This window comes from Thiocapsa sp. (genome assembly GCF_018399035.1).
Lineage (GTDB): Bacteria > Pseudomonadota > Gammaproteobacteria > Chromatiales > Chromatiaceae > Thiocapsa.
This window is the reverse complement of sequence record NZ_CP073760.1, coordinates 3,062,812-3,081,336: the sequence shown is the minus strand read 5'-3', so window position 1 is coordinate 3,081,336 and position 18,525 is coordinate 3,062,812. Positions and strand designations below refer to the sequence as shown.

The following is an 18,525-nucleotide window of genomic DNA, read 5'->3' as shown; positions in this document are numbered from 1 at the left end:
GTGAGGTGGTGGCCAAACTCAGACTGCGTGACAAGGGCATGCTGACGCGACCTGCCGGGCACAGGGGCACAGTTCGAGTGATGTCGCGATTCGTGTAAGATGCTTCGGCGACTGCGGATGCGTCGCGTCCGGAAAACACCTATCCGGTAGCTCGGCTCCGGCGCGGTCGAGCCCGCCTCGGTTCGCTTGAGGCGCACCGCGTCACTGACGGTCGAGTCGTGCACGCCGAAATGCTCTGCGATCTCCTGTATCGCATAGGCACCGCTCGGAAATGCGCACGCCAACGCCTCGTGCGGCGTTGCGGATTGATCGGCAAACGCAGACACCGGCTTCGCAAGCGCAAGGGGGCAGGTTCAATTCGTCTATGCATTCCAAGCCATCCGGCCACCTGTTCCAGCCACATCCGACCGGTGATTCTACCGACCCTACGAGGCCCAATGGCCGTAATCACAATCCGTCCCCCTCACCACCCACGCTCCAACAACGGCCTCAAAAACCGCCCGGTATGGGACCGCTCGTTCGCGGCAATCTGTTCGGGCGTGCCGACCGCGATGATCTCGCCGCCGCGGTGCCCGCCCTCCGGTCCCAGGTCGATGATCCAATCCGCGGTCTTGATGACATCCAGGTTGTGCTCGATCACGACCACGGTGTTGCCCTGGTCGCGGAAGCGATGCAGGACGTCGAGCAGATGCTTGACGTCGTGGAAGTGCAGGCCGGTGGTGGGCTCGTCCAGGATATAGAGCGTTCGGCCGGTATCGCGTTTGCTGAGCTCGCGGCTGAGTTTGACCCGCTGGGCCTCGCCGCCGGAGAGCGTGGTGGCGCTCTGGCCGAGGCGCACGTAGGCCAGGCCGACATCCATCAGGGTCTGGAGCTTGCGCTTGATGAGCTGCACGGGCGAGAAGAAGTCGAGCGCATCCTCGATGGTGAGGTTCAGGACCTCGTCGATGGTCTTGCCCTTGTAGCGGATCTCGAGTGTCTCGCGGTTGTAGCGTCGGCCTTTGCAGGTGTCGCACTGGACATAGATGTCGGGCAGGAAGTGCATCTCGACCCGGATGAGTCCGTCCCCTTTGCAGGCTTCGCAGCGTCCGCCCTTGACGTTGAAGCTGAAGCGGCCGGGGCCGTAGCCGCGCGAGCGCGCCTCGGGCACGGCGGCGAAGAGGTCGCGGACCAGGTTGAAGAGCCCGGTATAAGTGGCGGGGTTGGAGCGCGGGGTTCGACCGATGGGGCTCTGGTCGATGTCGACGACCTTGTCGAAGGAGTCGAGCCCTTCGATGGCGGTATGGGGTGCCGGCTGGAGGCTGGAGCCGTTGAGATGGCGGGCGGCGAGCGGGAAGAGTGTGTCGTTGATCAGGGTGGACTTGCCCGAGCCCGAGACGCCGGTGATGCAGACGAAGCTGCCGACCGGGATCTCGGCATCGACGGTGCGTAGGTTGTGGCCCCGCGCACCCAGGATGCGCAGCTGCCGGTCCGGATCGTTGGGCGTGCGCTGGGTCGGGATGTCGATTCGCAGATCGCCGGACAGATAGCGCCCGGTCAGGGATCCGGGTGCGGTCGCGATCTCCTCGGCAGTGCCTTGGGCGACGATCTCGCCGCCATGCACGCCGGCGCCTGGCCCCAGGTCGACGACCAGATCGGCCGCGCGGATCGCCTCCTCGTCGTGCTCGACGACGATGACGGTGTTGCCGATGTCGCGCAGGTGGGTCAACGTTTTGAGCAGGCGGGCATTGTCGCGCTGATGCAGGCCGATCGAGGGCTCGTCCAGGATGTACATGACCCCGACCAGCCCGGCGCCGATCTGGCTGGCGAGGCGGATGCGCTGGGCCTCGCCGCCCGAGAGCGTCTCGGCGCTGCGGTCGAGGGTCAGATAGTCGAGACCCACGTCGACCAGGAAGCGCAGCCGGGTGGCAATCTCCTTGATGACCCGCGCTCCAATCTCGCCGCGCTTGCCGGGCAGCTCCAGCCCCTCGAAAAAGCGCAACGAGTCGCCCACGGGCATGGCTGCGACCGCGGGCAGGTTGTGGCTCTCCAGAAAGACATGGCGTGCCGCTTCGTTCAGACGCGAGCCGCCGCAGGTCGGGCAGGGCTGGTGCGAGAGATAACGCGCTAGCTCCTCGCGGACCGTATTGGAGTCGGTCTCTTTGTAGCGCCGTTCCATGTTGCGGATGATGCCCTCGAAGGGGCGGATCTTGGCGGCGCCGCGCTCGTGCGGCAGCTTGAGCTTGATCTTCTCCTTGCCGGTGCCGAACAGGATCAGCTCCTGAATCGGGGCGTCGAGCTGATTCCAAGGGGTCTCGACATCGAAGCCGTAGTGCTCGCCCAGCCCACGGATCACCTGAAAGTAAAAGGCGTTGCGCCGATCCCAGCCGCGCACCGCGCCGCTGGCCAGGCTCAGCTGCGGATGGAGCACGACCTTCGCGGGGTCGAAGAACTGCTCCATGCCGAGCCCGTCGCAGGTAGGGCAGGCGCCGACCGGGTTGTTGAAGGAGAAGGTCCGGGGCTCCAGCTCCGGGATGCTGTAGCCGCAGACCGGGCAGGCGAAGGACGCCGAGAAGGTGATCATGGGCCGCTCGGGCGCGTCGATCGCGGCGACGCGGGCGATGCCCCCGGAGAGCTTGAGTGCGGTCTCGAAGGACTCGGCCAGACGCAGGGCCAGATCGGGACGCACGCGGAAGCGGTCGACGACCACCTCGATGTCGTGCTTCTTTTTGATGTCCAGCTCGGGCGGATCGTCGAGCTCGTAGAGATCGCCGTCGATGCGGGCGCGCACGAAGCCTTGTGCATGCAGCTCGCCGATCAGCCGCTGGTATTCGCCTTTACGCGCCGAGACGACGGGGGCGAGCAGCATCAGGCGATCGCCCTCCGGCAAGGCCATCACCTGATCGACCATCTGACTGATGGTCTGGGCCTCCAGCGGCTCGTCATGCGCCGGACAGCGCGGCTGGCCGACGCGCGCGAACAGCAGACGCAGATAGTCGTAGATCTCGGTGATGGTGCCGACGGTGGAGCGCGGATTGTGGGAGGTGGTCTTCTGCTCGATCGAGATGGCCGGCGAGAGTCCCTCGATATGGTCCAGGTCCGGCTTCTCCATGACCGAGAGGAACTGCCGGGCATAGGACGAAAGCGACTCGACATAGCGGCGCTGACCCTCGGCATAGATGGTGTCGAAGGCGAGCGAGGACTTGCCGGAGCCCGACAGGCCGGTGAAGACGATCAACTGCTGACGGGGCAGGTCGAGATCGATGCTTTTGAGATTGTGGGTGCGTGCGCCGCGGATGCGGATTGTGTCCATGGGGCTGGGAGACCTGCGGCGGTGGGCGGCCAATGCGTGATTATTCCGCAAAGGCCGCTCGAACGTCTCTACCCGCGGCAGAGGTTCCGGCAGTCTGCGGTGGATGGTGTCGGGGCGCGGATCAAGGCAGACCCCGGAGTCAGCGAAGATGCAACGCCAGGTGTGGCCGCCGCGTCATTCTGCGGCTACCGGCGACGCTCAATGCTCGTCGTGAAGCTCCAATCGCCGCTCCAAACGTTCCAGGCGGCGTTTGATGTCGTCGACATCCGATTTGCTGCCGTAGACCGCTGCCGTCAGCCCTGCCAGCTGTTGCCCCATCGCGGAGAGCTGGAGACTGTTGGCGGTGACGTCGCGTTTGATGTCGGCGAGGTCCGGGCGGATTGCGCGGAGATGCTCGAGGACACGGTTTTCGATCTCTGCCGTCATCGCCGTTTCTCCGCGGAGCCCGTCTTAAACCGCGCCGGCTCCAGCGGTTCTGAAATCCGCCGGGGCCGATCCCATCCAAAAACATCGCATACCGCACTGGGCGCGGTTTAAGAAGACTGGTCTGCGGGAGGATTCCTGTCAATCGCGGGCACGATCGCCGACAAGCCCTTATACTCGCGTCTTCCGCCGAATCGACGTAGAAGGTCACCGGCTTTGACTCGCTCTTATCAACCCCTTGTCGCCTTCACCGGGCTGGAGAAGCGCGCCGCGGCCGGTCTGGCCGCGATCTTCTCCACACGCATGCTGGGCCTCTTTATGGTCCTGCCGGTCTTCGCGCTCTATGCACACGACCTGGACGGCGCCACCCCCTTGTTGGTCGGACTGGCGATCGGTGCCTATGGCCTGACGCAGGCGCTGTTTCAGATCCCGCTCGGTCTGTTGTCGGATCGGATCGGGCGCAAGCCGGTCATCTACGGGGGGCTGGTGTTGTTCGCGATCGGCAGCGTGGTCGCGGCCCTTGCCGATCAGATCGAGCTGGTCATCCTGGGACGCGTGATCCAGGGCAGCGGCGCCATCGCGGCGGCGACCATTGCGCTGACCGCCGATCTGACCCGCGATTCGGTGCGCACGCGGGCCATGGCGGCCATCGGCATCAGCGTGGCACTCTCCTTTGCCGGGGCACTGGTCGTCGGCCCCCCTTTGGCGCGCTGGCTCGGTATCTCGGGGATCTTTTGGCTGACCGCGTTTCTGGCGATCGTCGGCATGCTGGTCCTGGCCTATATCGTGCCCGAGCCCGAGCGCTCCGGCGTCCATCGCGAGGCCCAGCCGGTGATGGATCAGTTCGCGGGCGTGCTGGGTAACCCCACGCTGCTGCGTCTGGATCTGGGCATCTTCCTGCTGCACCTCACCATGGTGAGCATGTTCGTGGTGCTGCCGCTGTCGATCGAGTCGGCCGGTTTGGCGCCCGTGGATCACTGGCTGCTCTATCTGCCGGTCGTCTTGCTCGCCATCGTGATCATGGTCCCCTTCATCATCATGGCGGAGCGCGGCGGCAAGGTGAAGGCCGTGCTGCTCGGTGCGGTTACGGCGATGTGTGCGTCCATGGTGGGCTTCTATCTCTTCAATCAGTCCATTTGGGTCGTCGGGTTCCTGCTGCTGGTGATGTTCACCGTCTTCAACCTGATGGAGGCCATCCTGCCGTCGCTCGTCTCGAAGGCCGCGCGTGCCGGCGCGCGGGGAACCGCGATGGGGGTCTTCTCGAGCTCGCAGTTCTTAGGTGCCTTCCTGGGCGGGTTGCTCGGCGGCTTGGCGCATCAGAGCTTCGGCGCGGACGCCGTCTATCTGGTCGGGGCGGCGACCTCGTTGGTGTGGATCGGCTTGGCCGCGACGATGGCGATGCCGGCGAATCTGACGGCGCATGTCCTTTCGCTCGGCGATCGGCCGGCCGAAGAGGGCCTGGGTCTCGAGGCGCGTCTGCTGGCCATCCCGGGGGTGGAGGATGCCGTCGTTGCCCTCGATGAGGGTGTCGCTTATCTGAAGGTGGACAGTGGCCGACTGGATTGGGCAACATTGCAGACATTTTCGGCTAGGGCCTGAGGCGGAATGCCGAGGTCGGCCGCGTATTTTTAGGCTGGACAACAATCGCCCGCGTTCGGCGCGGAGCGGGAGGGCTGCATGGCAGGCGTCAACAAGGTGATTCTCATCGGCAACCTCGGGGCTGATCCGGAGGTGCGTTACATGCCGAGCGGTGATGCGGTGGCGAATGTCCGCATCGCAACGAGTGAGACCTGGAAGGACCGGAACACCGGCGAGCGGCAGGAGCGCACCGAATGGCACAACGTCGTCTTCTTCGGCAAGGTCGCCGAGATCGTCAAGCAGTATGTGCACAAGGGCTCGAAGATCTACGTCGAAGGCAAGCTGCGCACTAAAAAATGGCAGGGCCAGGACGGACAAGATCGCTACACGACCGAGGTGGTGGTCGACATGAACGGGACGATGCAGATGCTCGACAGCCGTTCCGGCGGTGGTGGTGTCGGATCATCGGTGCCTTTCGATGACGCGCCCGCCTATCAATCGCGCGGCGGCGGGCGGCCGCAATCCTCGAGTCCGGCGCCGTCATCCGGAGGCAGCAGCCCTGGAGGCAGCAGCCCTGGAGGCAGCAGCCCCGGAGGCAGCAGCCAAGGCGCGGCGGATTTCGACGACGATATCCCGTTTTAAACCGCGCCGACTCCAACGGTCGTCAAGTCTGCCGGGGCCGATCCCATCCAAAAACATCGCCTACCGCGCTGGGCGCGGTTTAAGCGTTCCACCATCAGCGTCAAGGAGCATTGCGTGTGCTGACCCTTCTCGTCACCGGCGGGGCCGGATTTATCGGCGGCAACTTCGTCCACCACATCCTCGAGACGACCGATGCGCGGGTGGTCAACCTCGATTCCCTGACCTACGCCGGCAATCTGGACACCCTTGCCGATCTGAAGGACAACCCGCGTCATGTCTTCGTGCAGGGCGACATCGCCGATCCTGCGCTGGTGGCCCGACTCCTTGCCGAGTACGAGGTCGATGCGGTCGTGAACTTTGCGGCCGAGAGCCATGTCGATCGCTCGATCGACGGCCCGGCCCAGTTCGTCCAGACCAACGTGGTCGGTACCTTCAATCTGCTGGACTGCGCCCGTGCGCATTGGGCGAAGCGTAAAGGCGCGGCCAAGGACGCCTTTCGCTTCCTGCATGTCTCGACCGACGAGGTCTACGGCTCGCTCGGGCCGACGGGTCTCTTCACGGAGTCGACCCCGTACGCGCCCAACTCGCCCTACTCGGCGTCCAAGGCCGCATCGGACCATCTTGTGCGCGCCTGGTTTCACACCTACGGCTTGCCGGTGCTGACGACCAACTGCTCGAACAATTACGGGCCTTACCAGTTCCCGGAGAAGTTGATCCCGCTGATGATCCTGAAGGCGCAGCGCGGCGAGTCCTTGCCCATCTACGGCGACGGCGGGAACGTCCGCGACTGGCTGTACGTCATCGATCATTGCCGGGCGATCCTGCGCGTGCTCGAGGCCGGCAGACCGGGCGAGGTCTACAATGTCGGCGGCAACAGCGAGAAGACCAATCTCGAGGTCGTCGAGACGCTCTGTGCCCTGCTCGACGAGCGCCTGCCCGCTTCGCCCTATCGGCCGCACACCGGTCTGAAGACCTTCGTCAAAGACCGTCCCGGACACGATCGGCGCTACGCCATCGATGCCGGCAAGCTCAAGCGCGAGCTTGGGTGGGAGCCGGCGGAGACCTTCGAGTCCGGCATGCGCTTGACGGTCGACTGGTATCTGGACCATCCGGACTGGTGTCGGCGGGTCACCGACGGGAGCTATCTCGGCGAGCGTCTCGGTGCCGCCGGTGGAGGGATCGGATCATGAATCGAAAAGGCATCATCCTGGCCGGAGGCTCCGGCACGCGTCTCTATCCGCTGACGCGCGCGATCAGCAAGCAGCTGCTGCCGATCTACGACAAACCGATGATCTATTACCCGCTCTCGACCCTGATGTTGGCGGGGATTCGCGAGATTCTGATCATCTCCACGCCGCATGACCTGCCGATGTTCCGATCGCTCCTCGGGGACGGGTCCCAATGGGGTTTGCATCTCGAGTACGCCGAGCAGCCCCATCCGGGCGGGCTCGCGCAAGCCTTCCTGATCGGCAAGGACTTCGTCGGCACATCGCCCTCCTGTCTCGTTCTCGGCGACAACATCTTTTACGGCCACGGCCTGGTGGATCAGCTCAAGGCCGCCGGTGCGTGCGAGCGCGGCGCCACCGTCTTCGGCTACTACGTCTCGGACCCGGAGCGCTACGGCGTGGTCGAGTTCGATGCGAGCGGGCATGTCCTGAGCCTGGAAGAGAAACCCAGCAAACCCAAGTCCAACTGGGCGGTGACCGGCATCTATTTCTACGACGATCAGGTCTGCGGACTCGCCGAGGGGCTGCGCCCGTCGCCACGGGGCGAGCTGGAGATCACGGACCTCAACATCCGCTACCTCGAGCAGGGCGATCTGCACGTCAGCCGAATCGGTCGCGGGACCGCCTGGCTCGATACCGGCACGCACGAGTCGCTCATGCAGGCCGGGCAGTTCATCGAGACGATCGAGCGCCGACAGGGCCTCAAGATCTGCTGTCCGGAAGAGGTGGCCTACTTCAACGGCTGGATCGACGACGACCAGCTCCGGGCGATGGGCGAGGAGCTGAAGAAGAGCGGCTACGGCGAGTATCTGCTGAGTCTGCTGCGGCGAGGCGACGTATGAAGGTCATCGAAACGGCAATCCCGGGTGTCCTGATCCTCGAACCCAAGGTCTTCGGCGACGAGCGGGGCTTCTTCATGGAGACCTACCGGACCAATCGCTACGCCGAGCTCGGGATCCCTGCGCCCTTTGTCCAAGACAACCTGTCCTACTCGGGGCGGGGTGTCCTGCGGGGCCTGCATGTCCAGCATCCGCACGCACAGGGCAAGTTGGTGCAGGTGATGGACGGCGAGGTGTTCGACGTCGCGGTCGATATCCGTCGCGGCTCGCCGACCTTCGGGCGCTGGGTCGGTGCGACCCTGTCGGGAGAGAACCGACGCCAGTTCTGGATCCCGCCGGGGTTCGCCCACGGCTTCCTGGTCACCGGCGACTCGGCCCTCTTCATCTACAAAAACACGGACTATTACAGCCCCGAGACCGAGCTCAGTCTACGTTGGGACGACCCCGAGATCGGCATCGACTGGCCGTTCGAGGGGACGCCCGAGCTCTCTGCCAAGGATTCGGCCGCGGCCTGTCTGAGCGAGATCTCACCCGAACGCCTTCCCGATTACGAGGCCAGCCTATGATGACCAAGCGCACGACCGCCGAACGGCCCCGAATCCTTCTGATCGGCGCCAACGGGCAAGTCGGTTGGGAGTTGCGGCGCACACTCGCGACACTCGGCGATGTGATTCCGGCCTCCCTCGAAGGGGAGTACGGACCGACGATCGATCTGCTGGATCCGGCATCCTTGGCGAGGCTTGTCCAGGACACCGCTCCGGATGCGGTCGTCAATGCCGCCGCCTACACCGCCGTGGACAAGGCCGAGACCGATCGCGCCATCGCGCAGCGGATCAATGCGGATGCGGTCGGCGAGCTGGGCGCCATGCTGGCCAGGCGCGGCACGCCGATCATCCATTACTCGACCGACTTCGTGTTCTCCGGCAATCTGGATCGGCCCTACCGAGAAGACGACGCACCCGGTGCGCTCAATGTCTACGGCGAGACCAAGCTCGGCGGCGAGCAGGCGTTGCTGAGCTCCGGCGCCCGTGCCCTGATCTTTCGCACCAGCTGGGTCTACGGCATCCGCGGCGCCAATTTCCTGCTGACCATGCTGCGTCTGCTCAAAGAGCGCGACGAGCTGCGCATCGTCGACGATCAGATCGGCTCGCCGACCTGGAGTCGCATGTTGGCCTCGGCGACGGCCTTGGTGCTCTACAGGGTTTTGCGCGGCGAGCTGGATCTGAAGAAGGTCGGCGGGCTCTATCATCTGACCGGCTCGGGTCAGGTCAGCTGGTTCGGGTTCGCGAGCGCGATCCTGGAAGACGCCGGCCTGGACGCGAATCTGATCCCGATTCCCTCGTCCGAATATCCGGCGCCGGCGCGCCGCCCGCTCTACTCGGTCTTGGACAACAGCCTCTTTCAAGAGACCTTCGGGTTGTCGATGCCGGATTGGCGTCTGTCGTTGAGGCAGTGTTTGGACGAGAAGACTTAAACCGCGCCCGGCGCGGTATGCGATGTCATTGGATGGGATCGACCCCGGCAGACTTGACGGCCGTTGGAATCGGCGCGGTTTAAGGCATTAAAAAAGATTAAATTTTAAACCGCGTCTCACCGAGATCGAGGATATCTCCAAAGCCATAGGCAAAATGAAAATAACGCATGTCGCTCTGGACGCGGTTTAGGTCCTCGAGGCTGTCCCGAACAAGAGCGGCAGGACGTCGTTGTAGCGCGAGGCGAAATGCACCTTGAAGCCCTTGCTGACGTGCTCGGGCACCTCTTCGAACTCGCCGCGGTTGTCCTCCGGGAGGATGATCTCGCGGATGCCCGCGCGTCGTGCCGCGATCAGCTTCTCGCGGATGCCGCCGACCGGGAAGACCTCGCCGGTTAAGGTGATCTCGCCGGTCATGGCGAGTCGGCGGATCGGTTGGTTGCGGGCGAGCGAGAGGAGGGCGGACGTGATGGTGATGCCGGCCGAGGGGCCGTCCTTCGGCGTGGCGCCGGCCGGGACGTGGACATGGATGAAGGCGTTCTCGAAGAAGGCCGGATCGGCGCCGAGTTGGGCGGCGTGGCCGACCAGATAGCCGTAGGCGATCTCGGCGGACTCCTTCATGACGTCCCCGAGCTGACCGGTGAGCTTGAAGCCGCGCGTGAAGCTGTGGGTCCGGGCGGCCTCGATGGAGAGTGTGACGCCCCCCATGGCGGTCCAGGCGAGACCGGTCACGACGCCGGGGCCGGAGAGCTTGCGCTCGTCGCGAAACACCGGGCTGCCGAGATAGCCCTTGAGGTCCTCCGCGCCGATGCTGATCGGTGTCTCTTCGCCTTCGAGCATGCGTACGGCGACCTTGCGCACGATCTTTCCCAGCTGTTTTTCCAGCCGACGCACCCCGGCATCGCGGGCATAGGCATCGATCAGGGCACGTAGTGTCTTGGTGTCGAGCGTCACCGCACGTTTGGCGAGCCCTGCCCGGTCGATCTGGCGCGGCAGCAGATATTTCTTGGCGATCTGGAGCTTCTCCTCGGCGATATAGCCGGAGAGCTGAATCACCTCCATGCGGTCGAGCAAGGGGCCGGGGATGCTGTCGGTCTGGTTCGCGGTGCAGACGAAGAGCACTTTGGACAGATCAAAGCGCAGATCCAGGTAGTGATCGAGGAAGTCGCTGTTCTGTTCCGGGTCCAGGACCTCGAGCAGGGCCGAGGCGGGGTCGCCGTGGTATGACGCGCCGACCTTGTCGATCTCGTCGAGCATGATGACGGGATTAGCCGTGCCGGCGTCCTTGATCGCCTGGAGAAACTTGCCGGGCATGGCGCCGATGTAGGTGCGACGGTGGCCCTTGATCTCGGCCTCGTCGCGGATGCCGCCGACCGAGAAGCGATAGAAGCGCCGCCCGAGCGCATCGGCGATGGAGTGCCCGATCGAGGTCTTGCCGACACCGGGTGGGCCGACGAGCAGGATGATGGAGCCGGCGATCTCGCCCTTGTGGATGCCGACGGCGAGGAATTCGAGGATGCGTTTCTTCACATCCTCCAGGCCGTAATGGTCGCGATCCAAAACGCGGCGCGCCCGCTTGAGATCCAGCTTGTCGGCGGAGTGCTTGCCCCAGGGCAGGATCGTGATCCAGTCCAGATAGTTGCGGGTCACGGCGTATTCCGGAGAACCGGTCTCCAGCATGCGCAGCTTGTCCATCTCCTCTTCGACCCGTTTGCTCGCCTGCTCGGTCAGGACGAGCTTTTCGATCCGGGCGGTGAAGCGGTCGATCTCCGCGGTGCGGTCGTCCTTGGCGATGCCGAGCTCCTTTTGGATCGCCTTGAGCTGCTCGCGCAAAAAGAACTCGCGCTGCTGCTTGTGCATCTTCTCCTCGACCGTGCGCCGGATCTTCTGCTGGGCGCGGGCGAGCTCGAGCTCGTTGTTGAGCAGGACCAGCACCTTTTCCATGCGCGGCAAGAGCGGAACGAGCTCCAGGACGTCCTGCAGCTGCTCCTTGGTCGAGGTGGTGAGGCTGGCCGCGAAGTCGGAGAGATGCGACGGGTCGTCGGGGCCGAAGCGGTCGAGGAACATCCGCAGCTCTTCGACATAGAGCGGGTTGAGCGGCAGCAGCTCTTTGATGGTGTTGATCACGGCCATGGCGTAGGCCTTGATCTCCTCGTTCGGAGGACCGGCCGGCTCGGGCAGATAGGTCACCTGTGCGTCGAAGGGGACTTTGCGGCTGACCCAGTTGGCGATGCTGAATCGCTGCAGGCACTCCACCAGGACTTGGAGGTGGCCGTCTTGCTGATGGACGCGGTGGACCCGGCAGGCCGTGCCGACCGGATAGAAATCGGTCGTTTGCGCCTCTTCGGAGGTCTCGCTGCGCACCAGCACGACGCCGAGGATCTTGTGCTCGCTCTCCCCGACCACCTTGAGTGTCGAGGACCAGCTTTCCGCGTCCATCATCAGCGGAACGGCTTGGCCGGGAAAGAAGGGACGCGAGGCGACCGGCAGGATGGGGATACGGGTCGGGAGGACATCGTTGGCCCGCGCGAGCGTGATCTCGGAACCCGCGTCGCCCCCGATGTCGCCCGAATCCTCTCCCAAATCTTCGCCTGAATCCTCGACCGCCATCGTGCTGTCCTCGTTCGTCAATACCCCACTCGGATCGGTCAATTTCAGGGTACGAGCGGAGATTTGCAAGCGGCATTCGCCAGGCGCGCATAGCTTGCGACATCGAGGTTTTCGGCCCTCAGCGTCGGATCGATCCCGGTCGCGATGAGGAGCTGTGCATCGACCAGTTTGGAGAGACTGTTGCGCAGCGTCTTGCGTCGCTGCCCGAAGGCCGCGGCGACGATACGGGCGTGCAGTGCCGGGTCGTCGACGGGGTAGGGAAGCGGTCGATGGGGCCGCAACCGCAGGAAGGCGGACTCGACCTTCGGGGCCGGGGTGAAGGCGCCCGCACCGATGCGAAAGAGACAATCCGCCGAGCACAGCGTCTGAACCATCACCGAGAGACGTCCGTAGGTCTTGTCGCCCGGATCCGCGACGATGCGCTCGACGACCTCCTTCTGCAGCATCAGGTGCATGTCCTCGATACAGTCGGCCTGCTCCAGGAATCGGAACAAGAGCGGTGTGGAGATGTTGTAGGGGAGATTCCCGACGAGACGCAAGCGCTCGCTCGCGTGCACGAGGGCGCAGAGGTCGAAATTCAGTGCATCGGCCTGGTGGATCCGCAGATCCCCGAGCGGGCCGAGCCGATCGCGCAGCGGGCCGACCAGGTCGCGGTCCAGCTCGACGACATCGAGCGAGCCGGCCGCGGTCAGGAGTCCTTGTGTGATCGCGCCCTGCCCGGGACCGATCTCGACGACGCGCTCGCCCGGCGTCGCCGCAATCGCCCCGTGGATACGGTCGATCACTTGGCGGTCATGAAGAAAGTTCTGGCCGAAACGTTTGCGTGCGCGGTGCTCCATTAAACTGCGTCCGGCATGATATGGATTGGTTTCAACCTGATTCGCGATCCTGGCAATACGCGAGCGTCGGAGTCGACGCGGTTTAAGTCATTATTTTTTGTCATTTAAACCGTGTCGGCTCTAAGGTCGTTAATGGCGTCGAGGGGTGTTTCGTGCTCAGGCGCCCGGCGCCCGGTAAGTCAGGTGTCGGAAATAGGGTGAGCACCGAACCTAACCCGGCAGAGCCGGAACCGAGAAACGTGGTCGAAGGCTCTGCTCGTTGTCGTTGTCGTAATCGGATTCCGGACGACCACGAACGCGACAACGACAACGACAACGACAACGATTGGATTCGGTGCTTAACTGATTTCTGACGCGTTGCTCAGCAGTTGTGGCAGACTTCATGGGCGAACTGCTCGAGTTTACGCGTGTCGGCGGCGAAGAGTCGGATCCCCTCGGCGAGTTTTTCGGAGGCCATGGCGTCTTCGTTGAGCTCCCAGCGGAAGCCGGGCTCGTCGAAGCCGACCTTCGGGAGGTCCATGCCGAGCGCCCCTTCGGGATCCAGCTTGCGTGGGACATCGCCTTCGGTCGAGGCGAGCTCGCCGAGCAGGGCGGGCGAGATGGTGAGGTAGTCGCAGCCGGCCAGCTCCAGGATCTCGTCGAGGTTGCGGAAGCTCGCGCCCATGACGACGGTATCGTAGCCGTGGCGTTTGTAGTAGTTGTAGATCCGGGTGACGGACTGCACGCCCGGGTCCTCGTCGGCCGGATAGCCGGGGACGTTGTCGGCATTCTTGTACCAGTCGAGGATCCGCCCGACGAACGGCGAGATGAGTGTGACGCCCGCGTCGGCGCAGGCGACGGCCTGGGCGAAGCTGAACAAGAGGGTTAAATTGCAGTGCAAACCCTGGCGCTGCAGGATTTCCGCGGCGCGGATGCCTTCCCAGGTCGATGCGATCTTGAAGAGGACTCGGGTGCTCGGGTCGATGCCGGCGGCTTGGTAGAGCTCCACCAGTGCCGCGGCGCGCTTGAGCGTGGCCTCGGTGTCGAAGGAGAGCCGCGCATCGATCTCGGTCGAGACCCGTCCGGGAACAATCTTCAGGATTTCCGTGCCGAAGTTCACGGCGAGCTTGTCCATCGTCGCCCGGGCTTGGTCCATCGCGTTGCTGCCGCCCTCACGCGTGCCGAAGAGAACGGCGTCCTCCACCAGCTCGCGGTACTGCGTCATCTGGGCTGCTTTGAAGATCAGTGAGGGGTTGGTGGTGGCATCTTGGGGCTGATACTCGGCGATGGACTCGAAATCGCCGGTGTCGGCGACGACCGTGGTCATGGTCTTGAGTTGGTCGAGCTTGCTCATGGTTCCACACCTTCTTCAAGGTTGAGACGCGTCGGCGTCGATGGGTTGACCTTAACGGAATCGGATGACGATTTCGAATCCGCCCCGGCGCTCGATGCGCCTCGAGAGCAAGGCATGTCGTGCCGTTACGCAAGAACCGCGCCGGCAGGACGATCCGGCGCGCGGGGCCTGCTCCTGTGGTCGTAGCGGCCATCATCCGGCGGGTGAATGAGCCGGCCGCTGGAATTTACCCGTCTTGCGCGAAAAGCCCCGTCGTTCAGGGCGGGGATGGATAGCGCCGGACGGTGGACCCGTCCGGCATCTGTTCAGGTGGGAGTCTGTTGCTGTTCGATGTACTGGCGCACGATGGAAATCGGGGCACCGCCGCAGGAGGCGGCGAAGTAGGAGGGCGACCAGAGGACGCCTTTCCAGTAACGCTGCTGAATGTCCTGGCGCTCTTGGCGCAGTAGGCGGCTGGAGACGCCCTTGAGGCTGTTCACCAGGGCCGACACCGCCACCTTTGGCGGATAGGCGACCAGCAGGTGCACATGGTCGTGCTCGCCGTCCATTTCGACCAGCGTGGCCTCGAAGTCGGTGCAGACCTTGGCGAAGATCCCGCGCAGGGTGTCGATCGCGGCAGCGTCGAAGACCTTGCGGCGGTATTTCGCCACAAAGACCAAATGGACGTGCATCTGAAAGACGCAGTGTCTGCCGCGTCTAATGTCGTTGTCTTGTGTCATAGACCAAACTATACTCCAGGCTATGTTGCGTCTCCAAGCGTTCAAATTCGAGTTGATGCCGGATGGCGGGCAGGCGCGCGACATGCGCCGCTTCGCCGGATCGTGCCGGTTCGTCTTCAACAAGGCGCTGGCGATGCAGCAGGAGCGGTATGCGGCTGGGGAGAAGCGGCTCGGGTATGCCGGGCTGTGCAGTGCCCTGATCGAGTGGAAGGCCGTCCCGGCGACGGCCTGGCTCTGCGACACCCCATCCCAAGCCCTACAACAGACCCTCAAGGACCTGGAGCGGGCCTATACCAACTTCTTCGCCAAGCGGGCCGACTTTCCCCGTTTCAAACGGCCGTCGGGATCGACATGGGCATCGCCCGCTTCGCCACCTTGAGCGACGGCGCCGTGTTCGAGCCCCTGAGCAGTTTCAAACGCCAGGAACAGGCGTTGGCGAAGGCGCAGCGCGCCATGAGCCGCAAGACCAAGTTCGGGAGGAACTGGATGAAGGCGAAAGCCAAGGTCCAGCGCATCCATACCAAGATCGCCAACGCCCGGCGCGACGACCTGCACAAGACCACGACCACGATCAGCCAAAACCACGCGATGGTGTGCATCGAGGACTTGCAGGTTCGCAACATGTCGGCGTCGGCGGCCGGGACGGTGGAAGCGCCGGGCACCAACGTTCGGGCCAAGTCCGGCCTGAACAAAGCCATTCTCGACCAGGGTTGGTTCGAGTTTCGCCGGCAACTGGACTACAAGACGGCGTGGAGTGGCGGGCACCTGGTCGCGGTGCCCCCACAGAACACCAGCCGGACCTGTCCGTGCTGCGGGCATATCGCCAAGGAGAACAGGCAGACTCAAGCCCGGTTCGCGTGCGTGGAGTGCGGTTTCGAGGAAAACGCCGATTTGGTCGGTGCGATCAATGTTCTAAGGGCGGGACACGCCCGGTTAGCCTGCGGAGATACTTCGCTCATTGGAGCGTCGGCCCAGGAACCCGCCGAAGCGACTATTCGCGAGCTTTCTTGCGTGTAGCGCCGTAGGAATCGCCGTCCTTCAGGGCGGCGAGGATGTCAAAATTCCATCCATCTGTTGCAGGGAGCATTGAGCGGTCAACTGCCGGATTTAGGTTCATACTCAAGACCTCTCAGGCCAAGGGTACGAGGTGTTTCCAACATCCCATGAGCCATTCGACAACGGATCTTCGGGTTCCCGACGGCACGCCGTTCCAACAGGTCTCGGATCTGCTGACGGAACTCTATCGTCCCATCCTCGCGCCCTCGGAGACGACGACGCGTGTGTTTTACGACACCTTTGACTGGGTGATCTTCCATGACGGTGGTGCGCTGGAATGCCACACGCAGCGCTCGACGCGGCGTCTGATCCGACGCGACCTCGATGGCGCGTCGCCGCCTTTGTCTCAGACCCTTGCCGGCGAGCCCGGTTTCGCCTCCGATCTTCCGCTCGGGCCGGTGCGCGAGCGCATCCTGCAGCTTTGCGGGATCCGACGGCTGCTCCCGCGCGTGGAGATCGAGAGTCATGTCACCGTCTTTCGGCTCGTCAACGACGATGCCGAGACCTTGTTGCGCGTCGAGTTCGAGGCGTTGATTGCACGCAGCCCCGGCGGCGACACTTGCGGACCGCTCGCGTCGCGTATCCACCTCGTCGCGGAGCACTACCACGAGCAGATTGCGCAGGAGGTGACCGATCTCCTCACCGAGCGACTCGGGCTCGAGGCTGTCGAAACACCGATCCTGTTGGAGGCGCTGTCGGCGTGCGGTCGATCGCCCGGCGACTATTCGTCCAAGATCGAGGATCGACTCGATCCCGATCAGAGGTCGGACGAGGCGCTCAAGGTGGTCCTGAGGAGTCTGTTCGCGACCTTGGTCGCGAATCGGGACGGTGCGCGGGAGCATCTGGACAGCGAGTTCCTACATGATCTGCGCGTCGCCACGCGCCGCACGCGCTCGGCCTTGGGTCAGGCGAAGGGCGTGTTTCCGGCCGATCTCCTCGAGGATTACAAGGTCAGGTTCGCATGGCTGCAGCAGATCACCGGGCCGGTCCGTGATCTCGATGTCTATCTTCTGAACTTCGAACGCTATCGCGAGGCCCTGCCGGTGCGATTGCGCCCGTGTCTCGGTGCGGTCCACTCCTTCCTTTCCGCCCGACGACGCGAGGAGCAAGGCCGCCTTGCCGTCGCGATGGACTCTCTCGCCTTTGCCGATTTGATGCGGGATTGGCGGGCCTTCCTCGAAGCGCCGATCGCCGAGCATCCGGCCGAGTCCAACGCCGCGCGTCCGATCAAGGCGCTTGCCGACGAGCGCATTCGGCGCATGGTGAAACGCGTGCGACGCGAGGGTCTCGCGATTCGGCCGGATTCGCCCGCCACCGATCTGCATGAGCTGCGCAAGAGCTGCAAGAAGCTCCGATATCTGATGGAGCTTTTCCAGAGTCTTTATCCGCGGGGCAAGATGACCCGATTAATCAAGCTTCTGAAGACGCTGCTCGATCAGCTCGGTCTGGTTCAGGACTTAGCCGTGCAGGCCGAGCATCTGCTCGACTGGGCCAAACAGATGCAGGTTGAGGGTCAGGCCGATACCGAGACGCTGCTCGCGATGGGCGCGCTCGTCGGTCAGCTCTTGGGACGCCAGGAGCAGGCTCGCGCGGACTTCGCCGAGGTCTTCGATCAATATCTGCACGACGACCACCAGGCGTTGTTTCGTGCCCTGTTCGAGCGCGGCTGAGACGCGTTCGGCACGGGGAGTGCCGTGGTCGTATCGACCATCCCTGCCGCAGGCGCGGTCCGGAGGAGCTGAAGAGAGGTGTCGATGAGATTGACTCTGCCGTCATGCCTGAAGGCGTCGCTCCTGTTGCTTGTCGCTGCTGCGACAGGCGCCGGCGCGGCCGACCCGCAGGAGGGGCTCTTCGATCTGGACGATCTTCGGGTGAAGATCACCGAGACCCTTCCCTATGTCGAGGTCGAGCATGCGGGAAAGCCAGTCATCGTGATGCGTCACCAGGAGCCCGATCACACCATCGTTGCCCCCTACGACCAGACCGCCCGCGACTGTCCTCCCTACTGCATCCAACCGATGCAGCTCGCGCCCGGCGTGGAGACCATCGGCGAGCTCGAGCTGATCGCCTATCTCGAGCGCGCCTCCAAGGGCGAGCCGATCCTGGTGATCGATTCGCGCACCGAGCCCTGGGTCGCGCAGGGGATGATCCCCGGCGCCGTTCACATCCCCTATACCCGCCTTGATCCGGCGCATGCCCGACCGGAGGCCATCGCCGAGCTGCTCGAATTCGAGCTCGGGGCGATTCGTCTGAAAGACCTGTGGAATTTCAGTGCGGTCCAAACGCTGGTCTTCTACTGCAACGGCGCCTGGTGCGGTCAGTCACCGACCAATATCCGCGCCCTGCTGGCACTCGGTTATCCGGCCGCCCGGATCAAGTGGTACCGAGGCGGGATACAGGCTTGGGAGCAATTCGGCCTAACGACTGTTAAGCCCACCGGGCCGGTTCCGCAGTGAGTCACACGACATCGGCTTCGATGCATCCCCGAACCCCGTACCCC

The 18,525-nt window shown here is 64.0% G+C and carries 16 protein-coding genes; 10 read left to right on the top strand and 6 right to left on the bottom strand.

All coding sequences use genetic code 11. The features are described 5' to 3' along the window. Positions 1-463 precede the first annotated feature (463 nt). Both uvrA and KFB96_RS13980 read right to left on the bottom strand, forming a co-directional pair. Entirely contained in the window at positions 464-3,289 is a 2,826-nt protein-coding gene (gene uvrA, locus KFB96_RS13985; protein WP_213457858.1) for an excinuclease ABC subunit UvrA, read from the bottom strand. Positions 3,290-3,487: 198 nt separating this feature from the next. Then, positions 3,488-3,715: a hypothetical protein gene (locus KFB96_RS13980; RefSeq protein ID WP_213457859.1), complete on the bottom strand. Its 228-nt coding sequence runs from the start codon at positions 3,713-3,715 to the stop codon at positions 3,488-3,490. 213 nt (positions 3,716-3,928) lie between these two features. Here KFB96_RS13980 and KFB96_RS13975 point away from each other — a divergent pair, with 213 nt between their 5' ends. The 6 genes from KFB96_RS13975 to rfbD all read left to right on the top strand — a co-directional run bounded on the left by KFB96_RS13975 (position 3,929) and on the right by rfbD (position 9,471). Beyond that, the gene (locus KFB96_RS13975) at positions 3,929-5,311 is read left to right on the top strand and encodes an MFS transporter (protein ID WP_213457860.1); all 1,383 of its coding nucleotides are present in this window, start codon (positions 3,929-3,931) and stop codon (positions 5,309-5,311) included. A 78-nt stretch (positions 5,312-5,389) separates the two neighbouring features. Next, positions 5,390-5,932 (top strand): single-stranded DNA-binding protein, encoded by a 543-nt coding sequence (gene ssb, locus KFB96_RS13970; RefSeq protein ID WP_213457861.1) that lies wholly within the window; start codon positions 5,390-5,392, stop codon positions 5,930-5,932. 116 nt (positions 5,933-6,048) lie between these two features. After that, positions 6,049-7,122, top strand: coding sequence for a dTDP-glucose 4,6-dehydratase (rfbB, locus tag KFB96_RS13965; protein WP_213457862.1), 1,074 nt, complete (start codon positions 6,049-6,051; stop codon positions 7,120-7,122). After that, a complete protein-coding gene (rfbA, locus tag KFB96_RS13960) occupies positions 7,119-8,000 on the top strand; it encodes a glucose-1-phosphate thymidylyltransferase RfbA (RefSeq protein WP_213457863.1) in 882 nt (293 codons plus the stop codon). Before rfbB ends, rfbA begins: the two co-directional genes overlap by 4 nt. Beyond that, on the top strand, positions 7,997-8,563 hold the full coding sequence (gene rfbC / locus KFB96_RS13955) for a dTDP-4-dehydrorhamnose 3,5-epimerase (RefSeq protein ID WP_213457864.1): 567 nt from the start codon (positions 7,997-7,999) through the stop codon (positions 8,561-8,563). Before rfbA ends, rfbC begins: the two co-directional genes overlap by 4 nt. Then, positions 8,560-9,471 (top strand): dTDP-4-dehydrorhamnose reductase, encoded by a 912-nt coding sequence (gene rfbD / locus KFB96_RS13950; RefSeq protein WP_213457865.1) that lies wholly within the window; start codon positions 8,560-8,562, stop codon positions 9,469-9,471. Before rfbC ends, rfbD begins: the two co-directional genes overlap by 4 nt. 186 nt (positions 9,472-9,657) lie before the next feature. Here rfbD and lon read toward each other — a convergent pair whose 3' ends face one another. The 4 genes from lon to tnpA all read right to left on the bottom strand — a co-directional run bounded on the left by lon (position 9,658) and on the right by tnpA (position 14,969). Then, positions 9,658-12,078 (bottom strand): endopeptidase La, encoded by a 2,421-nt coding sequence (gene lon / locus KFB96_RS13945; protein ID WP_213458234.1) that lies wholly within the window; start codon positions 12,076-12,078, stop codon positions 9,658-9,660. Positions 12,079-12,122: 44 nt separating this feature from the next. After that, positions 12,123-12,917: a 16S rRNA (adenine(1518)-N(6)/adenine(1519)-N(6))-dimethyltransferase RsmA gene (gene rsmA, locus KFB96_RS13940; RefSeq protein WP_213457866.1), complete on the bottom strand. Its 795-nt coding sequence runs from the start codon at positions 12,915-12,917 to the stop codon at positions 12,123-12,125. 361 nt (positions 12,918-13,278) lie between these two features. Continuing rightward, on the bottom strand, positions 13,279-14,250 hold the full coding sequence (tal, locus tag KFB96_RS13935; protein WP_213457867.1) for a transaldolase: 972 nt from the start codon (positions 14,248-14,250) through the stop codon (positions 13,279-13,281). Between the two features lie 305 nt (positions 14,251-14,555). Beyond that, complete coding sequence (gene tnpA, locus KFB96_RS13930) at positions 14,556-14,969, bottom strand: IS200/IS605 family transposase (RefSeq protein WP_213457868.1); 414 nt, start codon at positions 14,967-14,969, stop codon at positions 14,556-14,558. Between the two features lie 22 nt (positions 14,970-14,991). Between tnpA and KFB96_RS26805 the strand changes: the two genes are divergently transcribed. The 4 genes from KFB96_RS26805 (at position 14,992) to KFB96_RS13915 (ending at position 18,481) form a co-directional block, all read left to right on the top strand. Then, entirely contained in the window at positions 14,992-15,348 is a 357-nt protein-coding gene (locus tag KFB96_RS26805; RefSeq protein WP_300970225.1) for a transposase, read from the top strand. Beyond that, positions 15,321-15,986: a transposase gene (locus KFB96_RS13925; protein ID WP_300970223.1), complete on the top strand. Its 666-nt coding sequence runs from the start codon at positions 15,321-15,323 to the stop codon at positions 15,984-15,986. Before KFB96_RS26805 ends, KFB96_RS13925 begins: the two co-directional genes overlap by 28 nt. A 146-nt stretch (positions 15,987-16,132) precedes the next feature. After that, on the top strand, positions 16,133-17,695 hold the full coding sequence (locus KFB96_RS13920; protein WP_213457870.1) for a CHAD domain-containing protein: 1,563 nt from the start codon (positions 16,133-16,135) through the stop codon (positions 17,693-17,695). Between the two features lie 84 nt (positions 17,696-17,779). Beyond that, entirely contained in the window at positions 17,780-18,481 is a 702-nt protein-coding gene (locus tag KFB96_RS13915; protein WP_213457871.1) for a rhodanese-like domain-containing protein, read from the top strand. Positions 18,482-18,525: the final 44 nt, after the last annotated feature.

Excerpts from the sequence above, each read along its gene's own strand:
- tnpA (WP_213457868.1), bottom strand. The coding sequence starts at position 14,969 with ATGACACAAGACAACGACATTAGACGCGGCAGACACTGCGTCTTTCAG.
- ssb (WP_213457861.1), top strand. The coding sequence starts at position 5,390 with ATGGCAGGCGTCAACAAGGTGATTCTCATCGGCAACCTCGGGGCTGAT.
- tal (WP_213457867.1), bottom strand. The coding sequence starts at position 14,250 with ATGAGCAAGCTCGACCAACTCAAGACCATGACCACGGTCGTCGCCGAC.
- KFB96_RS13925 (WP_300970223.1), top strand. The coding sequence starts at position 15,321 with ATGGGCATCGCCCGCTTCGCCACCTTGAGCGACGGCGCCGTGTTCGAG.
- uvrA (WP_213457858.1), bottom strand. The coding sequence starts at position 3,289 with ATGGACACAATCCGCATCCGCGGCGCACGCACCCACAATCTCAAAAGC.
- KFB96_RS26805 (WP_300970225.1), top strand. The coding sequence starts at position 14,992 with ATGTTGCGTCTCCAAGCGTTCAAATTCGAGTTGATGCCGGATGGCGGG.
- KFB96_RS13915 (WP_213457871.1), top strand. The coding sequence starts at position 17,780 with ATGAGATTGACTCTGCCGTCATGCCTGAAGGCGTCGCTCCTGTTGCTT.
- rsmA (WP_213457866.1), bottom strand. The coding sequence starts at position 12,917 with ATGGAGCACCGCGCACGCAAACGTTTCGGCCAGAACTTTCTTCATGAC.
- rfbC (WP_213457864.1), top strand. The coding sequence starts at position 7,997 with ATGAAGGTCATCGAAACGGCAATCCCGGGTGTCCTGATCCTCGAACCC.
- rfbD (WP_213457865.1), top strand. The coding sequence starts at position 8,560 with ATGATGACCAAGCGCACGACCGCCGAACGGCCCCGAATCCTTCTGATC.
- KFB96_RS13980 (WP_213457859.1), bottom strand. The coding sequence starts at position 3,715 with ATGACGGCAGAGATCGAAAACCGTGTCCTCGAGCATCTCCGCGCAATC.
- lon (WP_213458234.1), bottom strand. The coding sequence starts at position 12,078 with ATGGCGGTCGAGGATTCAGGCGAAGATTTGGGAGAGGATTCGGGCGAC.
- KFB96_RS13920 (WP_213457870.1), top strand. The coding sequence starts at position 16,133 with ATGAGCCATTCGACAACGGATCTTCGGGTTCCCGACGGCACGCCGTTC.
- rfbA (WP_213457863.1), top strand. The coding sequence starts at position 7,119 with ATGAATCGAAAAGGCATCATCCTGGCCGGAGGCTCCGGCACGCGTCTC.